Origin of the sequence: Paraoerskovia sediminicola (genome assembly GCF_030296575.1) — a bacterium.
In the GTDB taxonomy this organism is placed as follows: domain Bacteria; phylum Actinomycetota; class Actinomycetes; order Actinomycetales; family Cellulomonadaceae; genus Paraoerskovia; species Paraoerskovia sediminicola.
Map to the genome: position 1 here is coordinate 2,743,866 of NZ_AP027729.1, position 20,145 is coordinate 2,764,010.

The 20,145-nt window shown below is 70.0% G+C and carries 16 protein-coding genes and 3 pseudogenes; 9 read left to right on the forward strand and 10 right to left on the reverse strand.

The features are described 5' to 3' along the window. Positions 1 to 110: 110 nt before the first annotated feature. From ctaC to QUE47_RS12720, 3 genes are read left to right on the forward strand one after another with little or no spacing between them, the layout of a single operon-like run. Complete coding sequence (gene ctaC / locus QUE47_RS12710; protein WP_434019685.1) at positions 111 to 1,025, forward strand: aa3-type cytochrome oxidase subunit II; 915 nt, start codon at positions 111 to 113, stop codon at positions 1,023 to 1,025. Beyond that, positions 1,025 to 2,857: an aa3-type cytochrome oxidase subunit I gene (gene ctaD / locus QUE47_RS12715; RefSeq protein ID WP_286217590.1), complete on the forward strand. Its 1,833-nt coding sequence runs from the start codon at positions 1,025 to 1,027 to the stop codon at positions 2,855 to 2,857. The genes ctaC and ctaD overlap by 1 nt, the downstream gene beginning before the upstream one ends. Then, the gene (locus QUE47_RS12720; protein ID WP_286217591.1) at positions 2,854 to 3,255 is read left to right on the forward strand and encodes a cytochrome c oxidase subunit 4; all 402 of its coding nucleotides are present in this window, start codon (positions 2,854 to 2,856) and stop codon (positions 3,253 to 3,255) included. Before ctaD ends, QUE47_RS12720 begins: the two co-directional genes overlap by 4 nt. A 366-nt stretch (positions 3,256 to 3,621) precedes the next feature. Here the strand turns inward: QUE47_RS12720 and QUE47_RS12725 are convergent, their stop codons facing one another. From QUE47_RS12725 to ctaE, 5 genes are all read right to left on the reverse strand, one after another. Further along, positions 3,622 to 4,245: a superoxide dismutase gene (locus QUE47_RS12725; protein ID WP_286217592.1), complete on the reverse strand. Its 624-nt coding sequence runs from the start codon at positions 4,243 to 4,245 to the stop codon at positions 3,622 to 3,624. Positions 4,246 to 4,423: 178 nt separating this feature from the next. Further along, positions 4,424 to 6,097, reverse strand: coding sequence for a cytochrome bc1 complex cytochrome b subunit (gene qcrB, locus QUE47_RS12730; RefSeq protein ID WP_286217593.1), 1,674 nt, complete (start codon positions 6,095 to 6,097; stop codon positions 4,424 to 4,426). Beyond that, on the reverse strand, positions 6,094 to 7,116 hold the full coding sequence (qcrA, locus tag QUE47_RS12735) for a cytochrome bc1 complex Rieske iron-sulfur subunit (RefSeq protein WP_286217594.1): 1,023 nt from the start codon (positions 7,114 to 7,116) through the stop codon (positions 6,094 to 6,096). The genes qcrB and qcrA overlap by 4 nt, the downstream gene beginning before the upstream one ends. Then, the gene (gene qcrC / locus QUE47_RS12740; RefSeq protein ID WP_286217595.1) at positions 7,113 to 7,892 is read right to left on the reverse strand and encodes a cytochrome bc1 complex diheme cytochrome c subunit; all 780 of its coding nucleotides are present in this window, start codon (positions 7,890 to 7,892) and stop codon (positions 7,113 to 7,115) included. Before qcrC ends, qcrA begins: the two co-directional genes overlap by 4 nt. Before the next feature lie 70 nt (positions 7,893 to 7,962). Further along, positions 7,963 to 8,565, reverse strand: coding sequence for an aa3-type cytochrome oxidase subunit III (ctaE, locus tag QUE47_RS12745; RefSeq protein ID WP_286217596.1), 603 nt, complete (start codon positions 8,563 to 8,565; stop codon positions 7,963 to 7,965). 393 nt (positions 8,566 to 8,958) lie between these two features. On the opposite strand from ctaE, the gene QUE47_RS12750 reads away from it, so the two are divergent. Further along, a complete protein-coding gene (locus tag QUE47_RS12750) occupies positions 8,959 to 9,408 on the forward strand; it encodes a response regulator transcription factor (protein ID WP_286217597.1) in 450 nt (149 codons plus the stop codon). A 79-nt stretch (positions 9,409 to 9,487) separates the two neighbouring features. Then, the gene (gene trpD / locus QUE47_RS12755; protein WP_286217598.1) at positions 9,488 to 10,570 is read left to right on the forward strand and encodes an anthranilate phosphoribosyltransferase; all 1,083 of its coding nucleotides are present in this window, start codon (positions 9,488 to 9,490) and stop codon (positions 10,568 to 10,570) included. A 105-nt stretch (positions 10,571 to 10,675) separates the two neighbouring features. On the opposite strand, the gene QUE47_RS12760 is transcribed toward trpD, so the two are convergent. The 3 genes and pseudogenes from QUE47_RS12760 to QUE47_RS12770 all read right to left on the reverse strand — a co-directional run bounded on the left by QUE47_RS12760 (position 10,676) and on the right by QUE47_RS12770 (position 14,775). Continuing rightward, positions 10,676 to 10,957, reverse strand: a complete 282-nt coding sequence (locus tag QUE47_RS12760) for an Lrp/AsnC family transcriptional regulator (RefSeq protein WP_286217599.1) — start codon at positions 10,955 to 10,957, stop codon at positions 10,676 to 10,678. A 57-nt stretch (positions 10,958 to 11,014) separates the two neighbouring features. Then, positions 11,015 to 12,864 (reverse strand): annotated as a pseudogene (locus QUE47_RS12765) (DEDD exonuclease domain-containing protein). Positions 12,865 to 12,954: 90 nt separating this feature from the next. Then, entirely contained in the window at positions 12,955 to 14,775 is a 1,821-nt protein-coding gene (locus tag QUE47_RS12770; protein ID WP_286217600.1) for an AMP-dependent synthetase/ligase, read from the reverse strand. 232 nt (positions 14,776 to 15,007) lie between these two features. On the opposite strand from QUE47_RS12770, the gene QUE47_RS12775 reads away from it, so the two are divergent. After that, positions 15,008 to 15,952: an ROK family glucokinase gene (locus QUE47_RS12775; protein ID WP_286217601.1), complete on the forward strand. Its 945-nt coding sequence runs from the start codon at positions 15,008 to 15,010 to the stop codon at positions 15,950 to 15,952. A 79-nt stretch (positions 15,953 to 16,031) separates the two neighbouring features. Here QUE47_RS12775 and QUE47_RS12780 read toward each other — a convergent pair whose 3' ends face one another. Both QUE47_RS12780 and QUE47_RS12785 read right to left on the reverse strand, forming a co-directional pair. Beyond that, positions 16,032 to 16,217, reverse strand: a complete 186-nt coding sequence (locus QUE47_RS12780; RefSeq protein ID WP_286217602.1) for a hypothetical protein — start codon at positions 16,215 to 16,217, stop codon at positions 16,032 to 16,034. A gap of 23 nt (positions 16,218 to 16,240) precedes the next feature. Further along, complete coding sequence (locus tag QUE47_RS12785) at positions 16,241 to 16,594, reverse strand: hypothetical protein (protein ID WP_286217603.1); 354 nt, start codon at positions 16,592 to 16,594, stop codon at positions 16,241 to 16,243. A 70-nt stretch (positions 16,595 to 16,664) separates the two neighbouring features. Here QUE47_RS12785 and QUE47_RS12790 point away from each other — a divergent pair, with 70 nt between their 5' ends. The 3 genes and pseudogenes from QUE47_RS12790 (at position 16,665) to QUE47_RS12800 (ending at position 20,138) form a co-directional block, all read left to right on the forward strand. Beyond that, positions 16,665 to 17,441, forward strand: a complete 777-nt coding sequence (locus QUE47_RS12790) for a lysophospholipid acyltransferase family protein (RefSeq protein WP_286217604.1) — start codon at positions 16,665 to 16,667, stop codon at positions 17,439 to 17,441. A gap of 123 nt (positions 17,442 to 17,564) precedes the next feature. Continuing rightward, positions 17,565 to 18,781, forward strand: a pseudogene (locus QUE47_RS12795) (pyrophosphate--fructose-6-phosphate 1-phosphotransferase). Between the two features lie 5 nt (positions 18,782 to 18,786). Beyond that, positions 18,787 to 20,138, forward strand: a pseudogene (locus tag QUE47_RS12800) (class II 3-deoxy-7-phosphoheptulonate synthase). Positions 20,139 to 20,145: the final 7 nt, after the last annotated feature.

The window sequence follows — 20,145 nt, forward strand, 5'->3', positions numbered from 1 at the left end:
TCGCGCGCTACGCTCCGTGTGTCGAGGACGAAGGTTCTGCGTGGATCGTGTGGAGGCCGGACAGGTCTCGGCCGCTGTATCCGGGCAGGACGAGACGTGAAAGGCGCCCCTTGCGTTCCCATCACCCGAGCCGCACGCGGCGAGCAGTCCTGGCGACCACGGTCGCCGGGGGCGCTCTGCTGCTCTCCGGCTGTGCAAGCGAGACCGTGCAACGAGGATTCCTCCCCGGATTCAGCGACGGCGAGGTGACCAACCAGACCGAGCGCATCACCAACCTGTGGCTCGGTGCGTGGGAGGCCGCGCTCGTCGTCGGCCTGATCACCTGGGGCCTGATGCTCTGGTGCATCACGGTCTACCGCAAGCGCAAGGACGACCACCGGCTGCCTGTGCAGACCAGGTACCACATGCCCCTCGAGATCATGTACACCGCGGTCCCCGCGCTCATGATCCTGGTGCTCTTCTTCTACACGGACCGTGACGTCAGTGCGATCCAGGACCGCACCGAGACGCCCGACCTCACGGTCGAGGTCATCGGCAAGCAGTGGAGCTGGGACTTCAACTACGTCGACGACGACGTCTACGAGACGGGCCAGCAGGCGACCGACGTCGCCGGCACCCTGACCGAGGACGCGGAGATCGACGGTGCCCCCGGCACCTCGACCGCACTCCCGACCCTCTACCTGCCGGTGGGGGAGCGCGTCGAGTTCGAGCTCGAGTCCCGCGACGTCATCCACTCGTTCTGGATCCCCGCGTTCCTGTACAAGCAGGACATGGTCCCCGGACGGCACACCAACGGCTTCCAGGTCGTCCCCGAGCGCGAGGGCGTCTACGCCGGCAAGTGCGCCGAGCTCTGCGGCGAGTACCACTCCGGGATGCTGTTCAACGTCGAGGTCGTCTCCCGCGCGGAGTACGACGAGCACATGCAGGAGCTGCGGGACAAGGGCCAGGACGGGCAGATCCCCGTCGAGGGCTTCAGCCGAGCGCAGAGCGAACCCGAGTCCGGCACGTCGGAGGATGAGAGCTGATGGTCGCCCAGGCAGACGTCGTCCCCGGTCTGGCGCCCGAGCGCCAGACCCTCGGGCGAACGGTGATCAAGTGGGTCACCTCGACCGACCACAAGACGATCGGGTACATGTACCTGATCACGTCGTTCATCTTCTTCTGCATCGGTGGCCTCATGGCCCTGGTGATCCGTGCAGAGCTCTTCGAGCCCGGCATCCAGCTCGTGCAGAGCAAGGAGCAGTACAACCAGCTGTTCACGATGCACGGCACGATCATGCTGCTGCTCTTCGCGACGCCGCTGTTCGCCGGCTTCGCGAACGTGATCATGCCGCTGCAGATCGGTGCGCCCGACGTCGCGTTCCCGCGGCTGAACATGTTCGCGTACTGGCTCTACCTCTTCGGTGGCCTCATCGCCTCGGCCGGCTTCTTCACGCCCCAGGGCGCTGCCTCGTTCGGATGGTTCGCCTATGCGCCACTGTCCAACACGACGTTCAGTCCGGGTCTCGGAGGAGACCTATGGGTCTTCGGGCTCGCACTGGGTGGTTTCGGCACGATCCTCGGTGCCGTCAACTTCATCACGACGATCATCACCATGCGCGCGCCGGGCATGACGATGTTCCGGATGCCGATCTTCTCGTGGAACATCCTGGTGACGAGCCTCCTCGTCCTCATGGCGTTCCCGCCGCTGGCGGCCGCGCTCTTCGCGCTCGGCGCCGACCGCAAGCTCGGTGCCCAGGTGTTCAACCCCGAGAACGGGGGAGCGATCCTCTGGCAGCACCTGTTCTGGTTCTTCGGGCACCCCGAGGTCTACATCATCGCGCTCCCGTTCTTCGGGATCGTCTCCGAGATCTTCCCGGTCTTCAGCCGCAAGCCGATCTTCGGGTACAAGACGCTCGTGTACGCGACGATCGCCATCGCGGCGCTCTCGGTCACCGTGTGGGCGCACCACATGTACGTGACCGGGGCGGTCCTGCTCCCGTTCTTCGCCTTCATGACGATGCTCATCGCCATCCCGACCGGTGTGAAGTTCTTCAACTGGATCGGCACGATGTGGCGCGGCAAGCTGACGTTCGAGACACCGATGCTCTGGAGCATCGGGTTCCTCGTGACGTTCCTCTTCGGTGGTTTGACGGGCGTCATCCTGTCGAGCCCGGCGCTGGACTTCCACATCTCCGACACCTACTTCGTCGTGGCGCACTTCCACTACGTCGTGTTCGGCACGGTGGTCTTCGCGATGTTCGCCGGTTTCTACTTCTGGTGGCCCAAGTTCACCGGGCGCATGCTCAACGAGCGCCTCGGCAAGATCCACTTCTGGCTCCTCTTCGTCGGCTTCCACACGACGTTCCTCGTCCAGCACTGGCTGGGTGTCGAGGGCATGCCGCGTCGCTACGCCGACTACGGTCCCGCCGAGGGCTTCACCTGGGAGAACCAGCTGTCGACCATCGGGGCGTTCCTGCTCGCGGCCTCCACGCTGCCGTTCCTCTGGAACGTCTACACGACATGGCGCAACGCACCCAAGGTCACCGTCGACGACCCCTGGGGCTACGGTCGCTCGCTCGAGTGGGCGACGTCCTGCCCGCCGCCGCGGCACAACTTCACCTCGCTCCCGCGGATCCGCTCGGAGTCCCCGGCGTTCGACCTGCACCACCCCGAGGTCGCCGCCATGGACCATGCCGTCACGAACCCGACGATCCTCGACCAGGTCTACGGCGAGGCCGACCGTCGCGGTGAGAAGGATGCCGCGATCGACCGCGTCGGGCGCGGGCCGGACGCGGCTTCGGCCTCGTCGTCGACCGTGATCATCGACGACCCCGCGGATCGCCGCGACACGACCGACGGGAAGGACCAGAAGTGAAGACCGAGTACAAGCTCTTCCTGGGGCTCGGGCCCTTCTTCGTCCTCATCGGGCTGATCTACGGCTTCTGGACCGAGTGGACCGAGCCCGTCGGCCCGATCGCCCTGATCCTCACCGCGGCCCTCGTCGCGATGATCGGCTCGTACCTGGCACTGACGGCCCGCCGCATCGACGACCGCCCCGAGGACGACCCGGACGGCCTGATCGAGGAGGGCGCCGGGGATCAGGGCGTGTACTCGCCGTGGAGCTGGTGGCCGCTGGCGATCGGTTTCGCTGCAGCGGTGCTCTTCGCGTCGCTCGCCATCGGCTGGTGGATGTTCTACATCGGCGCGGCGATCGGCGTCGTCGCCCTCGTGGGCTGGGTCTTCGAGTTCTCGCGCGGACAGCACGCGCACTGATCACGACCTGATCCGACAGATCGACGAAGGGCCGGCCACCCACGGGTGGCCGGCCCTTCGCGCGTCCGTAGGGTGTCGGGTACGCCGGAGAGTATTCCGGTGACCGTGCGGAACGCCTGAGGCGGACGTCATGACTCGCGCGGCCGCGCCGTGTGCGCGTCCGCCACTGCGCCCGAACAGGGGAGTGATGCTTGCTGCACTCGACCGGGACTCCGTGGCCGGCACGACGTGCGGGGCGCTGCGTGACACGCCGACGGGCCCGGTACCGAGTGGTCGGTACCGGGCCCGTCGAGGCGATCGCTCGCCGTGCTGCGGTGCTGTGCTCTGGTGCGTTCCGTCAGCCGGCGACGGACGCGCGACGGTGCGTCACGGGACGATGAGCCCCGCGGTCTGCGTGGTCGCGCGCTCGAGGCGTGCCTCGGCGTCGGCCCAGTTGACCACGTTGAACCAGGCCTCGAAGTAGTCGGCCTTCACGTTCTTGTAGTCCAGGTAGTAGGCGTGCTCCCAGCAGTCGAGCAGCACGATCGGCACGAGGCCGAGCGAGATGTTGCCCTGCTGGTCGTAGAGCTGGACGATGATCAGCTTCTTGCCGATCGAGTCCCAGGCGAGGATCGCCCAGCCGGAACCCTGGACGCCTGTGGCGACGGCGATGAAGTGCTTCTTGAACGCCTCGAAGGACCCGAAGTGCTCGGTGATGGCGTCGCCGATCGCGCCGGTGGGCTCACCGCCGCCCTCGGGGGACATGTTCGTCCAGAAGGCCGAGTGGTTCGTGTGTCCACCGAGGTGGAACGCGAGGTTCTTCTCGTGCATGTTGACCGTGGCGAGGTCGCCGCTCTCGCGCGCCTCGGCGAGCTTCTCGAGGGCCGTGTTCGCGCCGGTGACGTAGGCCTGGTGGTGCTTCGAGTGGTGCAGCTCCATGATCTGGCCGGAGATGTGCGGCTCGAGGGCCCCGTAGTCGTATCCGAGGTCGGGGAGCTCATAGACAGCCATGCTGATCCTCCTGTGTCGGGCCGACGCGCGGAGGCGTCGGCATCTGCGTCATGTCGCGGCGCCGTGGCGTCAGGACATGCGGTATGTGGCGATGGCCCGCGACGAGGACCACCACAAGGGTGTCTCGTCGCGGGCCATCAAACTCTGCACGAAGGTCGCGCTGCTCGCCGGTCGGGAGTCAGTGCGCGCGCCCGGAGTCGATCTGCTGCGGCTCGGACGTGGTGTCCGTCTCGAGCTCGTCGTGCGATCCGTGGGAGTGGGCCGCAGCGAGCTCGGCGGGGGTCACCGGCTCGACGCGGTCCTCGTAGAAGAAGCTCGAGAGCCGTGAGAGGCGCCGCTCGCTGGCGTACCCCTTGCGACGGACTCCGCGGGAGTCCGTGGCGGGTGCGACCTCGAGCGGCCGGTGTGCGTCGTAGTTGACGCGCAGCCAGCGCTCCTGCTCGTCGAGCGGGCGGTGCACCTCGATGTACTCACCGTTCGCGAACCGGACGATGCGCCCGGTCTCGTGCCCGTGGAGCACCAGCTCGCGGTCCTTGCGCTGGAGACCGAGGCAGATGCGCTTCGTGATCCAGAACGCGAACCAGGGGCCGACGAAGATCAGGATCCTGAACGCCCAGGTGATCTGGTTCAGCGACATCGAGAAGTGCGTCGCGATGAGGTCGTTGGACCCGGCGAGCGCGAGGATGATGAACGCGGTGAGGAACGCGACGCCGAGGCCCGTGCGGACCGGGACGTTGCGCGGACGGTCGAGCACGTGGTGCTCGCGCTTGTCCTTCGTCACCGCTGCCTCGAGGAACGGGTACACGAAGAGGAACGTGAACAGGATCCCTGGGATGACGACAGCAGGGATCAGGACGTTGAGGCTCAGCGTGAAGCCCCAGAACTCGAACTCCGGTTGCCCCGGCATGAGTCGGAGCGAGCCCTCGAGGAAGAGCATGTACCAGTCCGGCTGGGCGCCGGCCGAGACGGGGGAGGGGTCGAACGGCCCGTAGTTCCAGACGTTGTTGATGGCCATCGTCGCGCCCATGAGGGCGATGACGCCGAAGACGACGAAGAAGAAGCCGCCGGCCTTCGCGACGTACACGGGGAACAGCGGGAACCCGACGACGTTCTTGTCGGTGCGGCCGCCGCCCGGGTACTGCGTGTGCTTGTGGAGCACGACCATGAGCAGGTGGACACCGACGAGCGCGAGGATCAGGCCCGGGACCACGAGGATGTGGAGCGTGAACAGCCTCGGGATGATGTCCTCGCCCGGGAACTCCCCGCCGAACACGAAGTACGACATGTAGGAGCCGATGATCGGGATCGACTTGATCACGCCGTCCGTGATGCGGAGGCCGTTGCCGGAGAGGACGTCGTCGGGGAGCGAGTACCCGGTGAAGCCGGCGCCGAGGCCGAGGATCATCAGCAGGGTGCCGACGAGCCAGTTGAGCTCACGGGGCTTGCGGAACGCGCCGGTGAAGAACACGCGCATCATGTGCGTGACGATCGCCGCCATGAAGAGCAGCGCGGCCCAGTGGTGGATCTGCCGCATGAGCAGCCCGCCGCGCACCTCGAACGACGTGTGCAGCGTCGAGCTGAACGCCTCCGACATGAGGACGCCGTCCATCGTCGCCGGCGGGCCGTGGTGCGTGATGAGCGCCATCGACGGGACGAAGAACATCGTCAGGAAGAACCCCGAGATGATCAGGACCACGAACGAGTAGAGAGCGATCTCGCCGAGGAGGAAGGACCAGTGGTCCGGGAAGGTCTTCCGGGCGAACTCCTTGACGGCCTTGCCCAGTCCGGTGCGCTGGTCGAGGTAGTCCGCTGTGCCGTTGGCCGCGCGCTGCGCGGGTGTCGTGGTGCTCACTTCAGACGCTCCCAATAGCTCGGCCCGACTGGCTCGTGGAAGTCGCTCTGCGCGACGAGGTACCCCTCGTCGTCGATCTCGATCGGCAGCTGGGGGAGCGGCCGGTGCGCGGGACCGAAGACGACCTTGGCGCCGTCAGCGACGTCGAACGTCGACTGGTGGCAGGGGCACAGGAGGTGGTGCGTCTGCTGCTCGTACAGGGCGACGGGGCAGCCGACGTGGGTGCAGATCTTGGAGTACGCGACGATGCCGTCGTACGACCAGCCCTCACGGTCGGGGGCTTCCTTGAGGTCGCGCGGATCCATCCGGACGAGGAGGACGACTGCCTTGGCCTTCTCGGTGATCCATTCGTGCGACTCGCGCTCCTCCTCGGAGACGTCGGGGATCACGTGGAAGACGTTGCCCATGGTGACGTCCGCTGCGCGGATCGGCCGGCCGGTGGGGTCGGTCGCGAGCCGCATGCCCTTCTCCCAGCGCGTGTGCCGGAACTTCGAGACGTTCCAGTCCCCGCCGACGCTGCTGACGAGCGGGACCGCGATGGTGAGGGGGAAGAGGGCGAGCGCCGAGAGCGCGGCGCCCTTGAGGACGCCTCGACGGGCGATCCCCGAGTCGGCGATGCCGTCGTCGAGCTTTTGGACGGCCGCCTCGCGGACGTCGTCGGGCGACCGCTGCTCGTGGCGCTCCTCGACGACCTCGTGGTCGCTCATGATCGCCTTCGCCCAGTGGACTGCGGCGAGGCCGATGCCGAGCAGCGCGAACGCGATGCCGAGGCCGAGCGTGAGGTTGGACAGCCGGGTCCCGGCGGTCGTCCCGTCCGGACGGATCGCGAAGTAGGCGACCATCGAACCGATCGTGCCGATCACGGAGATCCCGAACAGCGCCGCGACCTGTCGCTCCGCGCGCTTGCTGGCGGCGGGCTCCACGTCGGCGCGCCGCTGGCGGTGCTCCGGCATCCCCGGGTCGGTGAACTTCTCCGGGTGCCCGGAGGTCAGCTCTGTCGAGCTCTTCTCGTCGCTCATGAGGACTTCGCTCCGATCCACACTGCTGCGCCCACCAGGAGGCCCATGCCGACGACCCAGACCCACAGGCCCTCGCTGACCGGTCCGAGCGAACCGAGGGTCAGGCCACCGGCCGAGCCGTCGTGCTGCTCGGCGAGGTAGGCGATCACGTCGCGCTTCTCCTCAGGGGTGATGTTGGCGTCGTTGAACACGGGCATCGACTGCGGGCCGGTCAGCATCGCCTGGTAGATGTTGCGCGGCTCGACGTCCAGCAGCGCGGGCGCGAACTTGCCCTCGGACAGGGCGCCGCCGGCGCCGATCGCGTTGTGGCACATCGCGCAGTTCGTGCGGAAGACGGAGGCGCCGAGGGCAGGGTCGCCCTTCGAGGCGTCGACCATCTCGTCGGTGGGGATCGCCGGACCCGCGCCGAGCGACGCGACGTACGCCGCGAGCTGGCTGGTCTGCTCGGCGTCCATCTGCGCGGGCTTCTCGATCGCCTGGGGACCGCTCGCCTGCATCGGCATGCGACCCGTGGAGACCTGGAAGTCGACCGCGGCAGCACCGACGCCGACCAGGGACGGAACGGTGTCGGAGCCCTCGGCGTCAGGACCGTGGCACGTGGCGCAGTTGGCCTGGAAGAGCTTCTCGCCCGTCTCGATGTCCTGGACGCTGGCGGTGTCGGCGCTGGCTGGGGAGGGCGCTAGGAGGGCGTAGACGCCTCCCGTGACCAGGAGCGCCAGCAGCAGCAGCACGACCGGGGCCAACCGGTGGTGCCTGCGGGCGGCGAGTGCCTTCACGAATCGATCCTCGTCTCGCATCGGGGGAGCAGGGGCTGGGTGCGGCGGCGGGGTCCCGCCGTCCGGCAGGTCACCGAAGGATGTAGATCACCAGGAAGAGGGCGATCCACACGACGTCGACGAAGTGCCAGTAGTACGAGGTGACGATTCCGGTCGTCGCCTCGTGGTGGCCGAAGTTCTTGGCCGCGAACGACCGGCCGAGCAGGAGGAGGAAGGCGATCAGGCCGCCGACCACGTGCAGCCCGTGGAAGCCGGTGGTCAGGTAGAACACCGATCCGTAGGGGCTGGAGGAGATCGTCAGTCCGTGCTCGACGAGCTCGGCGTACTCGAAGATCTGGCCACCGATGAAGAAGGCGCCCATCACGTAGGTGAGGGTCATCCACTCGTTCATCCCCCACCGGGGCAGGTTGAAGATCGACCCGCTGCGGACCGGCTGGAAGCGCTCGGCGGCGGTGACGCCCGCCTGGCAGGTGAAGGACGACGCCACCAGGACCAGCGTGTTGATCGTCGCGAACGTCAGGTTGAGGTGGTCGGTCTGCGCCGCCCACTCCTCCTGAGGCATCACTGACCGGATCGTGAAGTACATCGCGAAGAGGCCGGCGAAGAACATGAGCTCGCTCGCGAGCCAGACGATGGTCCCGACCGATACGGGGTTCGGTCGGTTGACACTCACGTTCTGGTGGGCGTGGGGGCAGCCGTTGCGGTCGTCACGGGAGCCAGTATGGCCGACGACGAGGTGGTTTGGGACACCGGAGCGGCCGGTCAGAGGCGGTTTGCATCACAAATCCTTCATATTTCCGGACTGGTCTCCTCACCTGGTGACGGATCAAAATGAAGTGTCACCAAAGGTGCGCTCAGGACAGGCGCGCACCCTTCCGGCAGGCTGCGGGACCGTGCCGCGAGCCCGCGCGGCGACGCGATGTGCGCCGGGTCACGTCCCGGTGCCGTTCACGCGCCGGTCCGTGCCAAGATTGGGGCGTTCGGGCGCAGCGACCGGTTGCGTCCTCGTGCGGGTGGACGGCGCGTCCGGCGCCCCTCGACGACGAAGGTGATGGTGACGGCAACGATGGCGACGACGGATTCGGCTGCGGGTACGGACGTCCGGACGACACACGGATCCCACGGCTCCGAGGCGTCGACCAAGGGCCCCCGTGTGCTGCTGTACAGCGACGACTCGACGGTGCGTGCGCACGTGCGTACCGCCGTCGGCCCACGGCTGCGCGCGCACGCGCCCGAGATCGAGTGGTTCGAGGTGGCCACGGCGGACGCGGTCGTCGAGCAGGCGGACGCCGGCGGCTGGGACCTCTTCGTCCTCGACGGCGAGGCCGACAAGGTCGGCGGCATGGGGATCTCACGGCAGCTCAAGAACGAGATCTACGAGTGCCCGCCGATCCTGGTCCTCACCGGCCGCCCGCAGGACGGATGGCTCGCCTCGTGGTCGCTCGCGGACGACGCCGTCCCGCGCCCGCTCGACCCGATCGCCCTACAGAAGGCCGTCGCCGCGCTCCTGGCATGACGTCGCCGGCGCCTCGAACGGACTGACGCACCTACGCACGCCCGTCGACGCTCGTCGACGACCGACCTCAGGAGACACCGTGCCCGAGACCCCCGCGCGCCCCGCCGTCGACACCGTGCCGCCCACCTGGCCGTCGTTGCTGTCGGGGCTCGTCCGCGGTGAGGACCTGTCGCGCGCCGACGCCGCGTGGGCCATGGGCGAGGTGATGGCCGGGGCCGTCCCGCCGGCCAGGCTCGCGGGTTTCCTCGTGGCGCTGCGCTGCAAGGGCGAGACGGTCGACGAGCTCACCGGGCTCGCCGACACCATGCTCGCGAACGCGCGCAGGTTCGTCGTGGACGGACCCTCCGTCGACATCGTCGGCACCGGCGGGGACCTGGCGCACACCGTGAACATCTCCACGATGGCGGCGGTCGTCGTCGCGGGGACGGGCCTGCGCGTCGTGAAGCACGGGAACCGGGCCGCCTCGTCGTCGTCAGGCTCTGCCGACGTGCTCGAGGAGCTCGGGATCAGGCTCGACCACACCCCGGAGCGCGTCCGGGAGATCGCGCTCGAGGCGGGTATCACCTTCTGCTTCGCCGCGGTGTTCCACCCGTCCATGCGGCACGCCGGGGCGGCGCGCAAGGACCTGGGTGTCCCCACCGCGTTCAACCTCCTGGGCCCGCTGACGAATCCCGCCCAGCCGGCCGCCGTCGCCGTCGGCTGCGCGGACGCCCAGGCGGCCCCGCTGATGGCTGGGGTCTTCGCCGCGCGGGGCACCAGCGCGCTGGTGTTCCGCGGCGACGACGGCCTCGACGAGCTGGCCGCGACGGGGAGCACGACGCTGTGGGAGGTCCGGGACGGCACCGTCGTCGTGCACCGGATCGACCCGGCCGTCGATCTCGGGCTCGCCAGGATCACCGTCCAGGACCTGCGCGGGGGATCGGCGCAGGAGAACGCCACCGTCGCGCGCGACCTGCTCGCCGGCGCGACCGGAGCGGTGCGCGAGACCGTCCTGCTCAACGCGGCTGCGGCCATCGTCGCCGACGCGTCGCTGCCCGGGACCGGCGAGGGCCCGCTCGTCGACCGGCTGCGGGCGGGGATGCAGCACGCTGCGCAGAGCGTCGACAGCGGTTCGGCCGCGTCGGTGATGGAGGCGTGGGCGAAGGCTTCGGCAGTCGCCTGAGACCAGGCGCCGGGTCCGCTCAGCGGCACCTTCTGCTCAGCGGCCCCGTCGACGAGAACCCGCACCGCCGAGAGGCGCCCAGCCGAGGCCGAGCTGCGCGTCGGCTCAGTCCCCGAGACCCAGCGCGAAGGCCTGCTCGAGGTCGACGTCGGAGTAGGCGCGGAACGCGACCAGCGTCTCCGTGCGGACCACGCCGTCGACCTTGCTGAGCTGGTCGGCGATGACGTCCGCGAGCCGGCTGTGCTCGCGCACGCGGATCATGGCGACGAGATCGGCCTTGCCAGTCACGGAGTAGACCTCGCTCACCCCGTCGATCGCGGTGACGGCCGCGGCGACCTCGGGGATCCGGTCCGGCGTGGTGTCGATGAGGACGATGGCGGTCAGCACGATGGGCTCTCCTCGGGTCGCTCCGCGGCCGTGGGGTCTCGGCCGTCGCCGACCAACCTAGCCGGACGACGCGACCGCCGCCGCGAGGTCGTCGTACGACAGCGCGGAACGGACCGGGGACGACCAGACGCCGTCGATCTCGACGAGGCGGGTGCCCGGCCGATCGAGCCAGGCGAGGACGATGTCCGCCTCGTGCGGGTGGCACGCGGGCGCCGGCAGGACGGGTGCCGGGACGTCGTCGGCGGTGGCGCGCAGCGCGTCGACGTGCGGGCGCGGGTCCTCGCCCCGGGGAGCCACGGCGGTGGCGGCCAGCCGGGCGTGCTTGATGACGACGAGCTCCCACCCGGCGTCCTCGGTGGGACGTGCCGCGACCACCTCCGGGCACGCGGCGAGACGCCCGATCGACTGCGTGCGGCTCGCACCCCGCAGGAACGACCCGAGGCGGCGCGAGACATCCCCGGCCTGCTCGTACTCCTCGGACCGCGAGTGGCGGCGGATCTGCTCCGAGAGCGCGGTCACGACCGCCGAGGCGTCGCCGAGCATCGCCGAGCGCGCCAGGTCGACCGTGGCCGCATAGCCACCGGCCGTGTCGCTGATCGCTGTGCCGTTCGCTCTGCCGGGCGCTGTGCCGGGCGCTGTGCCGGAAGCACTGCCGGTCGTGGTGCCGGCCCCAGCGTCGGCCGCGGACTCGATCGTGGAGTCGGGAGACCTCGGGAGGCAGGGCGCCGAGCAGCGGCCGATCTCCGCGAGGGCGCACGCCGTGGCACCGGCCGGTGCGACCTTCGGCAGACGCCGGGTGCACCGGCGCAGCGGGACCGCCTCGTGGATGGCGTCGACCGCGTCCTGGGCCGCGCGGCGCGAACCGAAGGGACCGATGTGGTGCGCGCCGTCGTCCGACACCTCGCGCACGACCGACAGGCGGGGGTACGGCTCGTTCGTCAACCTGACCCAGGTCATCCGTTCCGGGAACTTGGACCTGCGGTTGTACCGAGGGAGTGCTCGGCGATCAGCCGGAGCTCGCGCACCTGGGACTCGAGCACCGTGGCGCAGGGCACGGGGACGACATGCGTGGCGATGCCGACCATCTCGGTGATGCGCGACCGCCGCTCGGCCGCGGTGAAGTAGCTGCGGACCCGCCGCCGGATCGACACCGACGTGCCGACGTAGAGGACCTCGTCGGACGGGCCGACGAACATGTAGACGCCCGGGGAGTCCGGGAGCCCGTCGGCGAGGTGCCTCTTGCGCCGGACCGCCGGAGGCACGGGGTCCGTCGCCGTGGCGAGGTCCTCGAGGTGGGTGATCCCCAGCGGGGCGAGGCGGGACAGGAGCGCGTGGAGGACGTCGACGGTCGCCCGGGCGTCGGAGAGCGCGCGGTGGTCCGGGGTGACCTGTGCGCCGAAGAGAGCCGCGAGGGTGGACAGCCGGTGGTTGGGGGCCTCGTCGCGCAGGACCACCTTGCGGGACAGGGCGACCGTGTCGAGCACCTGGGGGCGTGGCCACTCGTACCCGAGCCGCGAGCAGGCCGCCTTGAGGAACCCGACGTCGAACGGGGCGTTGTGCGCGACGAGCACGCCGGTGCCGAGGAACTCGAGGAAGCTCGGCAGCACCTTCTCGATGCCCGGGGCGGTGGCGACCATCGCGGTGCTGATCCCCGTGAGCCGCGCGATGAAGGCCGGCACGACGACGCCAGGGTCGACGAGCGACTGGAACTCGCCGATCACCTCTCCGCCGCGCACCTTCACGGCGCCGAACTCGGTGATGCCGCACTCGGCGGCGGAGGTGCCGGTGGTCTCGAGGTCGACGACGACGAAGGTCACCTCGTGCAGGGGTGTCCCGATGTCGTCGAGCGACGGTTGGAACGCCCGGAGGGTGTCCGCCGGGCGAGCCGCGGTGCCGATCTCCACCATGCCGGGGAGCGTACGGGTGGCCACCGACACGCGTCGGTGGCCACCCGGTGGTCGAGCTGGTCGAGCAGGTCGGAACGAGGAGCGGTCCGGTCAGCGACCGGTCCCGACCGTCCCGTAGAGCTCGTCGATGTTCGCCGAGAAGTCCTGCGTGACGAGCTTGCGCTTCACCTTCATCGACGGCGTCAGGTAGTCGTTCTCGATCGTGAAGTCCGTGTCCAGGACGCTGTACTTGCGGATCGACTCGGCCCTCGAGACCGCCTTGTTCGCTCGGGCGACGGCCTCGTCGAGCGCCGCGCGCACGTCCTCGTCGTCCTTGGCCTGCTCGACGGAGAGCTCGGGCTTGCCGTGCATCTTGCACCAGCCGGGCAGCCCCTCGGGGTCGAGGGTGATCAGCGCGCCGATGAACGGACGCTGGTCGCCGACGACGACGCACTGGCTCACGAGCGCGTGCGCACGGATCCTGTCCTCCAGGAGCGCCGGGGCGACGTTCTTGCCTCCGGCGGTGACGATGATCTCCTTCTTGCGCCCCGTGATCGTCAGGTAGCCCTCGGCGTCGAACGACCCGAGGTCGCCCGTGCGGAACCAGCCGTCGGTGAAGGCGTTCTCGGTCTCCGCCGGGTTGTTGTGGTAGCCGTCGAACACGTGGTCGCCCTTGAGGAGGATCTCGCCGTCCTCGTCCAACCGGGCGGCGCAGCCCGGGAGCTGCTTCCCGACGCTGCCGACCTTGATCGCTGTCGGCGTGTTCACCGAGGTCGGTGCGGTGGTCTCGGTGAGGCCGTAGCCCTCGAGGATCGTCAGGCCGTTGCCGCGGTAGAAGTGGCCGAGGCGCTCACCGAGCGGCCCGCCTCCGGACACGGCCCACCTGGCGTTGCCGCCGAGGGCGGTGCGGAGCTTCGAGTAGACGAGCTTGTCCGCGATCTTGTGCTTGAGCCCCAGCCAGACGCCCGGACCCTTCGGGTCGTCGAGGGCGCGGGACCATGCGATGGCCGTCGCCGAGGCCCAGTGGAAGATCTTGAGCTTGCCGCCGGCCGCGGCCTTCTGCTCCGACGAGTTGTACACCTTCTCGAAGACTCGCGGGACCGACAGGATGTACGTGGGGCGGAACGACGCGAGGTCGTCGAGCAGCTTGGTCGTGTCAGGGGTGTGGGCCAGCACTGTGCCGCCCGCGACGACCAGGACGCCGATGAATCGGGCGAAGACGTGGGCGAGCGGCATGAACAGCAGCGTCCGGCCGCCCGGCTCCGAGAAGACCTCGGGCACCGCGTGGACGGCGTTGACGGTCAGGAGGTAGAAGTTCCCGTGCGTCATCCGGGCGCCCTTGGGGGTGCCGGTCGTGCCCGACGTGTAGATCAGCGTGGCGACGTCCGAGAGGTCGGCGATGGCACGGCGGCGGTCGATCTCTGCGTCGGGGACGTCGGTCCCTGACGCCACGAGTGTGTCGATCGCACCGTCGTCGAGGGTGAGCACCGTCCGCAGCCCCGGCGCGCCGGCGCGGACCTCCTCGACGGTGGCGGCGTGCTCCGCGGTCTCGGTGATCAGGAGCTCGACCGCGGAGTCGGTGACGATCCACTCGACCTGCTCGGCGCTCGAGGTCTCGTAGATCGGCACGGGGACGGCGCCCGCCGCCCAGGACGCCCAGTCGAGCAGGGTCCATTCGTAGCGGGTGCGGGACATGATCCCGACGCGGGCGCCGGGCTCGATTCCGTGGGCGACGAGCCCCTTGGCGACCGCGGTCACCTCGGCCGCGAACTCCGCAGCGGTGAGCGGGACCCACGGCCCGGAGGTCACGTCCCCGACACGGCGCTCGATCATCACCGCGGAAGGGTCCGCGGCGACGCGTGCGGCGAGCAGGTCGTTGAGATTGTTGGTGGGTTCCACCTCGACGGCGCGAGGGGTGGCGAACTCGTCCATGTCTGGCTCCGATGGCAGTGGGCGACGGTGCGCCGAGCCTACCGGCCCGGCCCGGGTGCCCATGCATGCGCGCCCTCGGTAGGCTCCGTGGTGTCTCCGTTTCGGTCGGCCCGGTGTCGAGGACCGGACGGCGCGAGAAACGTTGCTGACGACGCAGTAAGTTCGGTCCGACGGCGGACCAGGCGGGTCGCGTCGCCAATTGCTCCCTGCAGGACTGACAGTGAGGACGGACATGCACGCCATCGGGGTCGACATCGGCGGGACGAAGATCGCGGCGGGCGTGGTGGACGATCGCGGTGAGATCGTCGCCCAGGTCCGCCGGGAGACGGACGCCGACGACACGGCCTCGATCGACGCCGCCGTGGCCGACGCCTGCAAGGAGCTTCTCGCGGATCACGAGGTCGGTGCCGTGGGGCTCGCCGCAGCGGGCTTCGTCAGCCCTGACCGGCGTTCCGTCCTCTTCGCCCCGAACATCGCCTGGCGCAACTACCCGCTCGCCGAGAACGTCCACGAGCTGCTCGGCCTGGACGTCCCGATCGTCGTCGAGAACGACGCCAACGCCGCGGGCTGGGCCGAGTTCGCGTTCGGCGCCGGGCAGGACGCCACCGACATGCTGATGCTGACCGTCGGCACGGGTCTGGGCGGCGCCATCGTCATCGACCGGCAGCTCGTCCGCGGCAAGTGGGGCGTCGCCGCCGAGGTCGGTCACCTCCGCGTGGTTCCCGGGGGTCACTACTGCGGCTGCGGGCACGAGGGCTGCTGGGAGCAGTACGCCTCCGGCAGTGCGCTCGTGCGCGACGCGCGTGCCGCGCTGGTCGCCTACCCCACGCGGGCGACCCGCATGCTCGAGCTCGCGGGCGGCGATCCCGAGGCTCTCAAGGGCCCGCAGATCACCCAGGCCGCGCAGGAGGGCGACCCCCTCGCGGTCGACCTGCTCGCCACCCTCGGTCGCTGGATCGGCGAGGGCGCGGCGTCGGTGGCCGCGCTGCTCGACCCGGAGCTGATCGTCATCGGTGGTGGGGTGGGCGCCGCCGAGGAGCTCCTCCTGCAGCCGGCGCGGGCTGCCTACGAAGAGCAGCTCTCCGCCCTCGGACACCGGCCGACGGCTCGCATCGAGCTCGCGAAGCACGGCAACGAGGCCGGGATCATCGGCGCCGCGGACCTCGCGCGGATCTGATCCCGCGCGGACCCGACGCGCACGGCGGGTCCCGGCGCGGTCGTCGACCCAGCGGTCGGACGGCGGCGCCGCAGCCGTGTCAGACGACGGCGCCCGGGTCGTGGTCGTCCGGGTCGCGGTGGTGCGGCATGCGCCAGACGAGGACCGCGACGGCCGCGGCGAACGCGCCGCCGCCGATGAGCAGCAGCGCCGTCGGCATCTGCGTGGACACGACGGCGGCCACCAGCAGGACGACGGGCACGAGGGCGACGATCGCCCACGCCAACGACTGCAGCGGGTCGCGGCCGGTCAGCGGCGGCGGCTCCGGGGAGTGAAGTGCGACTCGGCGTCCTCCAGCGCCTCGACCTCGGCCGACGTGGGCCAGTCGCGAGGCCCTGTGCGAGGCCCCGCGCGCAGGACCGGGCGTGCCTGCGGAACCGGTGGGACGCCGTCCGCCACCGGGTCCGGACGCGCCGGGCCGGTCCCGCCCTCGCCGCCGAGCTCGTCGACGATCGCGGCCCAACGACGCTCGACGTCCAGCCCGTCGTCCTGCCGGTCGTCGCCTGCGGGGCTGCCGTCGCCGGTGCCGCCCGTCGGGCTCCCGGGGTCGCCGTCCGTGCCGTCCCCGTCGCCGTCGTGGCGATCTGCATTCGGTGGAGCCATGGGTATCACTCTAGAGTCGGGGTGCACGCCTGTTCACCACGGGGTGCATCGAGGAGGCACAGGAGGCCCGGTGTTCTACTGGTGGATGAAGCAGGTGCTCGTCGGGCCACTGCTCCGGCTGATGTTCCGACCCTGGACACGAGGGGTCGGCAACGTCCCGTCCGAGGGCGGCGTGATCCTCGCCAGCAACCACCTCGCGGTCATCGACTCGTTCGTGCTCCCGCTCGTGCTGCACCGCAAGGTGCAGTTCCTCGGCAAGTCCGACTACTTCACGGGTACGGGGATCAAAGGTCGGGTCACCGCCGGCTTCATGCGCGGCGTCGGCACCATCCCGGTCGACCGCTCCGGCGGCAAGGCCAGCGAGGCGGCCCTGAACACGGGGCTCCGGGTGCTGAGCGACGGCGAGATGTTCGGCATCTACCCGGAGGGGACGCGCAGCCCTGACGGGCGCCTCCACCGCGGCAAGACCGGCGTCGCCCGGCTCGCGCTCGAGTCCGGGGCTCCCGTGGTGCCCGTCGCGATGATCGGCACCGGCGAGGCGCAGCCCATCGGCAAGCGCATCCCGAAGCCCATGCGGATCGGGATCGTCATCGGTGAGCCGCTCGACTTCTCCCGCTACCGCGGCATGGAGAACGACCGCTTCATCCTGCGCGCGGTGACCGACGAGATCCAGTACGCGATCATGAGCCTCTCGGGCCAGGAGTACGTCGACATCTACGCGGCGACCGCGAAAGCCCGCCTCGCGGCGGGCAAGAAGGTCGCGGCCCCGGCGACGGGGACGCGCGCTCCGGGAGGCCGCGAGGTCCCCGAGGTCCAGGTTCCGGAAGCGCCGTCCGACCCTGCCTGACCCCGGTAGGCTGCCACCAGCAGATCGATCCCACGCGCCTGCGGGGCGGTCGTGGAGCCCGGGTACGTGCCCGGCCCCGACGGCCCGGTCCCGGGGTGCTCCTTCGACGAGAGGTTCCCCATCATGTCCGTCCGTCGCGTCGCACTCCTCACCGCCGGTGGTTTCGCACCGTGCCTCTCGTCCGCGGTCGGCGGGCTGATCGAGCGCTACACGGAGATCGCTCCCGAGGTCGAGATCATCGCGTACCAGCACGGCTACCACGGCCTGCTGACCGGGAACTTCATCACGGTCGACGCCGAGACGCGCAAGAACGCGGGCGTGCTGCACCGGTTCGGCGGGTCCCCGATCGGGAACTCCCGGGTCAAGCTCACCAACGCCGCGGACTGCGCCAAGCGTGGGCTCGTCGAGGAGGGCCAGGACCCGCTCGCGGTGGCGGCGGAGCAGCTGAAGACCGACGGCGTGGACGTCCTGCACACCATCGGTGGCGACGACACCAACACGACGGCAGCAGACCTCGCGGCTTACCTCGCCGAGAACGACTACGACCTCACCGTCGTCGGCCTGCCGAAGACGATCGACAACGACGTGGTGCCGATCCGCCAGTCGCTCGGTGCGTGGACCGCCGCCGAGGAGGCCGCCGGCTTCGCCAAGAACGTCATCGGTGAGCACCGCTCCGGCCCGCGCATGCTGATCGTCCACGAGGTCATGGGGCGTCACTGCGGTTGGCTCACGGCGGCCGCCGCCGCGAAGTACCGCGAGAGCCTCGACGCGGAGCAGTGGGTCCCGGGGATCGGTCTGACCCGCGAGCGCTGGGACGTCCACGCGGTGTTCCTCCCCGAGCTCGCGCTCGACATCGACGCCGAGGCCGCGCGTCTGCGCACGGTCATGGACGAGGTCGGCAACGTCAACATCTTCCTGTCCGAGGGCGCAGGCATGCACGAGATCGTCGCCCAGGTCGAGGCCTCCGGCGAGACCGTGGAGCGCGACCCGTTCGGCCACGTGAAGCTCGACACGATCAACCCGGGCCAGTGGTTCGCGAAGCAGTTCGCCGAGAAGCTCGGCGCCGAGAAGGTCATGGTGCAGAAGTCCGGCTACTACTCGCGCGCCGCGGCGGCCAACGCCGAGGACCTGCGCCTCATCAAGTCGATGACGGACCTCGCGGTCGAGTGCGCGTTCCGCTCCGAGTCCGGGGTGATCGGCCACGACGAGGAGAACGGCGACCGTCTGCGTGCCGTCGAGTTCCCCGGATCGCGGGCGGCAAGCCGTTCGACGTGACGCAGGAGTGGTTCGGCGAGCTGCTCGCCGACCTGGGACAGCCGCTCGTCCCCGCGGAGCACTGACCCCGGTGTCGGTCCAGACCCCGCCGGAGGTGCTCGAGGGCCTCGAGCACTTCCGGAGCCTGGTCGCGCTGCAGCAGCCGACCTGGCCGGACGCCGCCGCGCTGGACGATGCCACGGCGCGCCTCGCGGCTGCGCCGCCCCTCGTCGTGCCCCGCGACGTGGACACGCTCCGGGAGCGGCTCGCCGCCGCCGGTCGAGGCGAGGCGTTCCTGCTCCAGGGGGCGACTGCGCGGAGACCTTCGCCGAGGCCAACGCCGACCGGATCCGCAACAAGGTCCGCACCATCCTCCAGATGGCCGTGATCCTCACGCACGGGGCGAGCACGCCCATCGTCAAGATGGGTCGCATGGCGGGCCAGTACGCCAAGCCGCGCAGCGCCGACGAGGAGACCCGCGACGGCGTGACCCTGCCGGTGTACCGCGGCGACATGGTCAACTCGTTCCCGTTCACCGAGGAGTCGCGGGTCCCGGATCCCGAGCGGCTGCTCGACGCCTATGAGATCTCGACGGCGACCCTCAACGTCGTGCGGGCGTTCACGGGCGGTGGCTACGCCGACCTGCGGCGTGTGCACGAGTGGAACCGCGGGTTCATGCAGAACCCCGCGTACGCGGCGTACGAGCGGACCGCGACGGAGATCGACCGCGCGATCCGGTTCATGGACGCGTGCGGCGCGGACTTCGACGCGCTGCGGACCGTCGAGTTCTTCGTGAGCCACGAGGCGCTGATCCTGGACTACGAACGGGCCCTCACACGGCTCGACGCACGCACGGGCGCCGCCTACGGCAGCTCGGGGCACTTCCTCTGGATCGGTGAGCGCACGCGGCAGCTGGACGGCGCGCACGTGGACTTCCTGTCCCGGCTCGCGAACCCGATCGGCGTGAAGCTCGGCCCAACGACGTCCCCGGCCGACGCGGTCGCCCTGGTCGAGAAGCTCAACCCGGACGCCGTGCCGGGCCGGCTCACGCTCATCACGCGCATGGGGGCGGGCAAGATCCGCACGGTGCTGCCCGCGCTCGTGGACGCGGTGACGGCGACCGGGATCCCGGTGACGTGGATCTCGGACGCCATGCACGGCAACACGATCACGTCCGCGAGCGGGTACAAGACGCGTCGCTTCGAGGACGTGCTCGACGAGGTCCGTGGGTTCTTCGAGGTGCACCGCGCCGCCGGGACGGTTCCGGGCGGCCTGCACTGTGAGCTGACCGGGGACGACGTCACCGAGGTGCTCGGGGGCAGCGAGGAGATCGACGACGCGGGTCTCGCGCTGCGGTACGAGACGCTCGTGGACCCTCGGCTCAACCACCAGCAGTCGCTGGAGATGGCGTTCCAGGTCGCGGAGATGCTGCGCGCGGGCTGACCCGCCG

Coding starts and splice junctions, on each gene's coding strand:
- ctaD (WP_286217590.1), top strand. CDS start 1,025: ATGGTCGCCCAGGCAGACGTCGTCCCCGGTCTGGCGCCCGAGCGCCAG.
- QUE47_RS12725 (WP_286217592.1), bottom strand. CDS start 4,245: ATGGCTGTCTATGAGCTCCCCGACCTCGGATACGACTACGGGGCCCTC.
- qcrA (WP_286217594.1), bottom strand. CDS start 7,116: ATGAGCGACGAGAAGAGCTCGACAGAGCTGACCTCCGGGCACCCGGAG.
- QUE47_RS12750 (WP_286217597.1), top strand. CDS start 8,959: ATGGCGACGACGGATTCGGCTGCGGGTACGGACGTCCGGACGACACAC.
- QUE47_RS12770 (WP_286217600.1), bottom strand. CDS start 14,775: ATGGACGAGTTCGCCACCCCTCGCGCCGTCGAGGTGGAACCCACCAAC.
- QUE47_RS12775 (WP_286217601.1), top strand. CDS start 15,008: ATGCACGCCATCGGGGTCGACATCGGCGGGACGAAGATCGCGGCGGGC.
- QUE47_RS12785 (WP_286217603.1), bottom strand. CDS start 16,594: ATGGCTCCACCGAATGCAGATCGCCACGACGGCGACGGGGACGGCACG.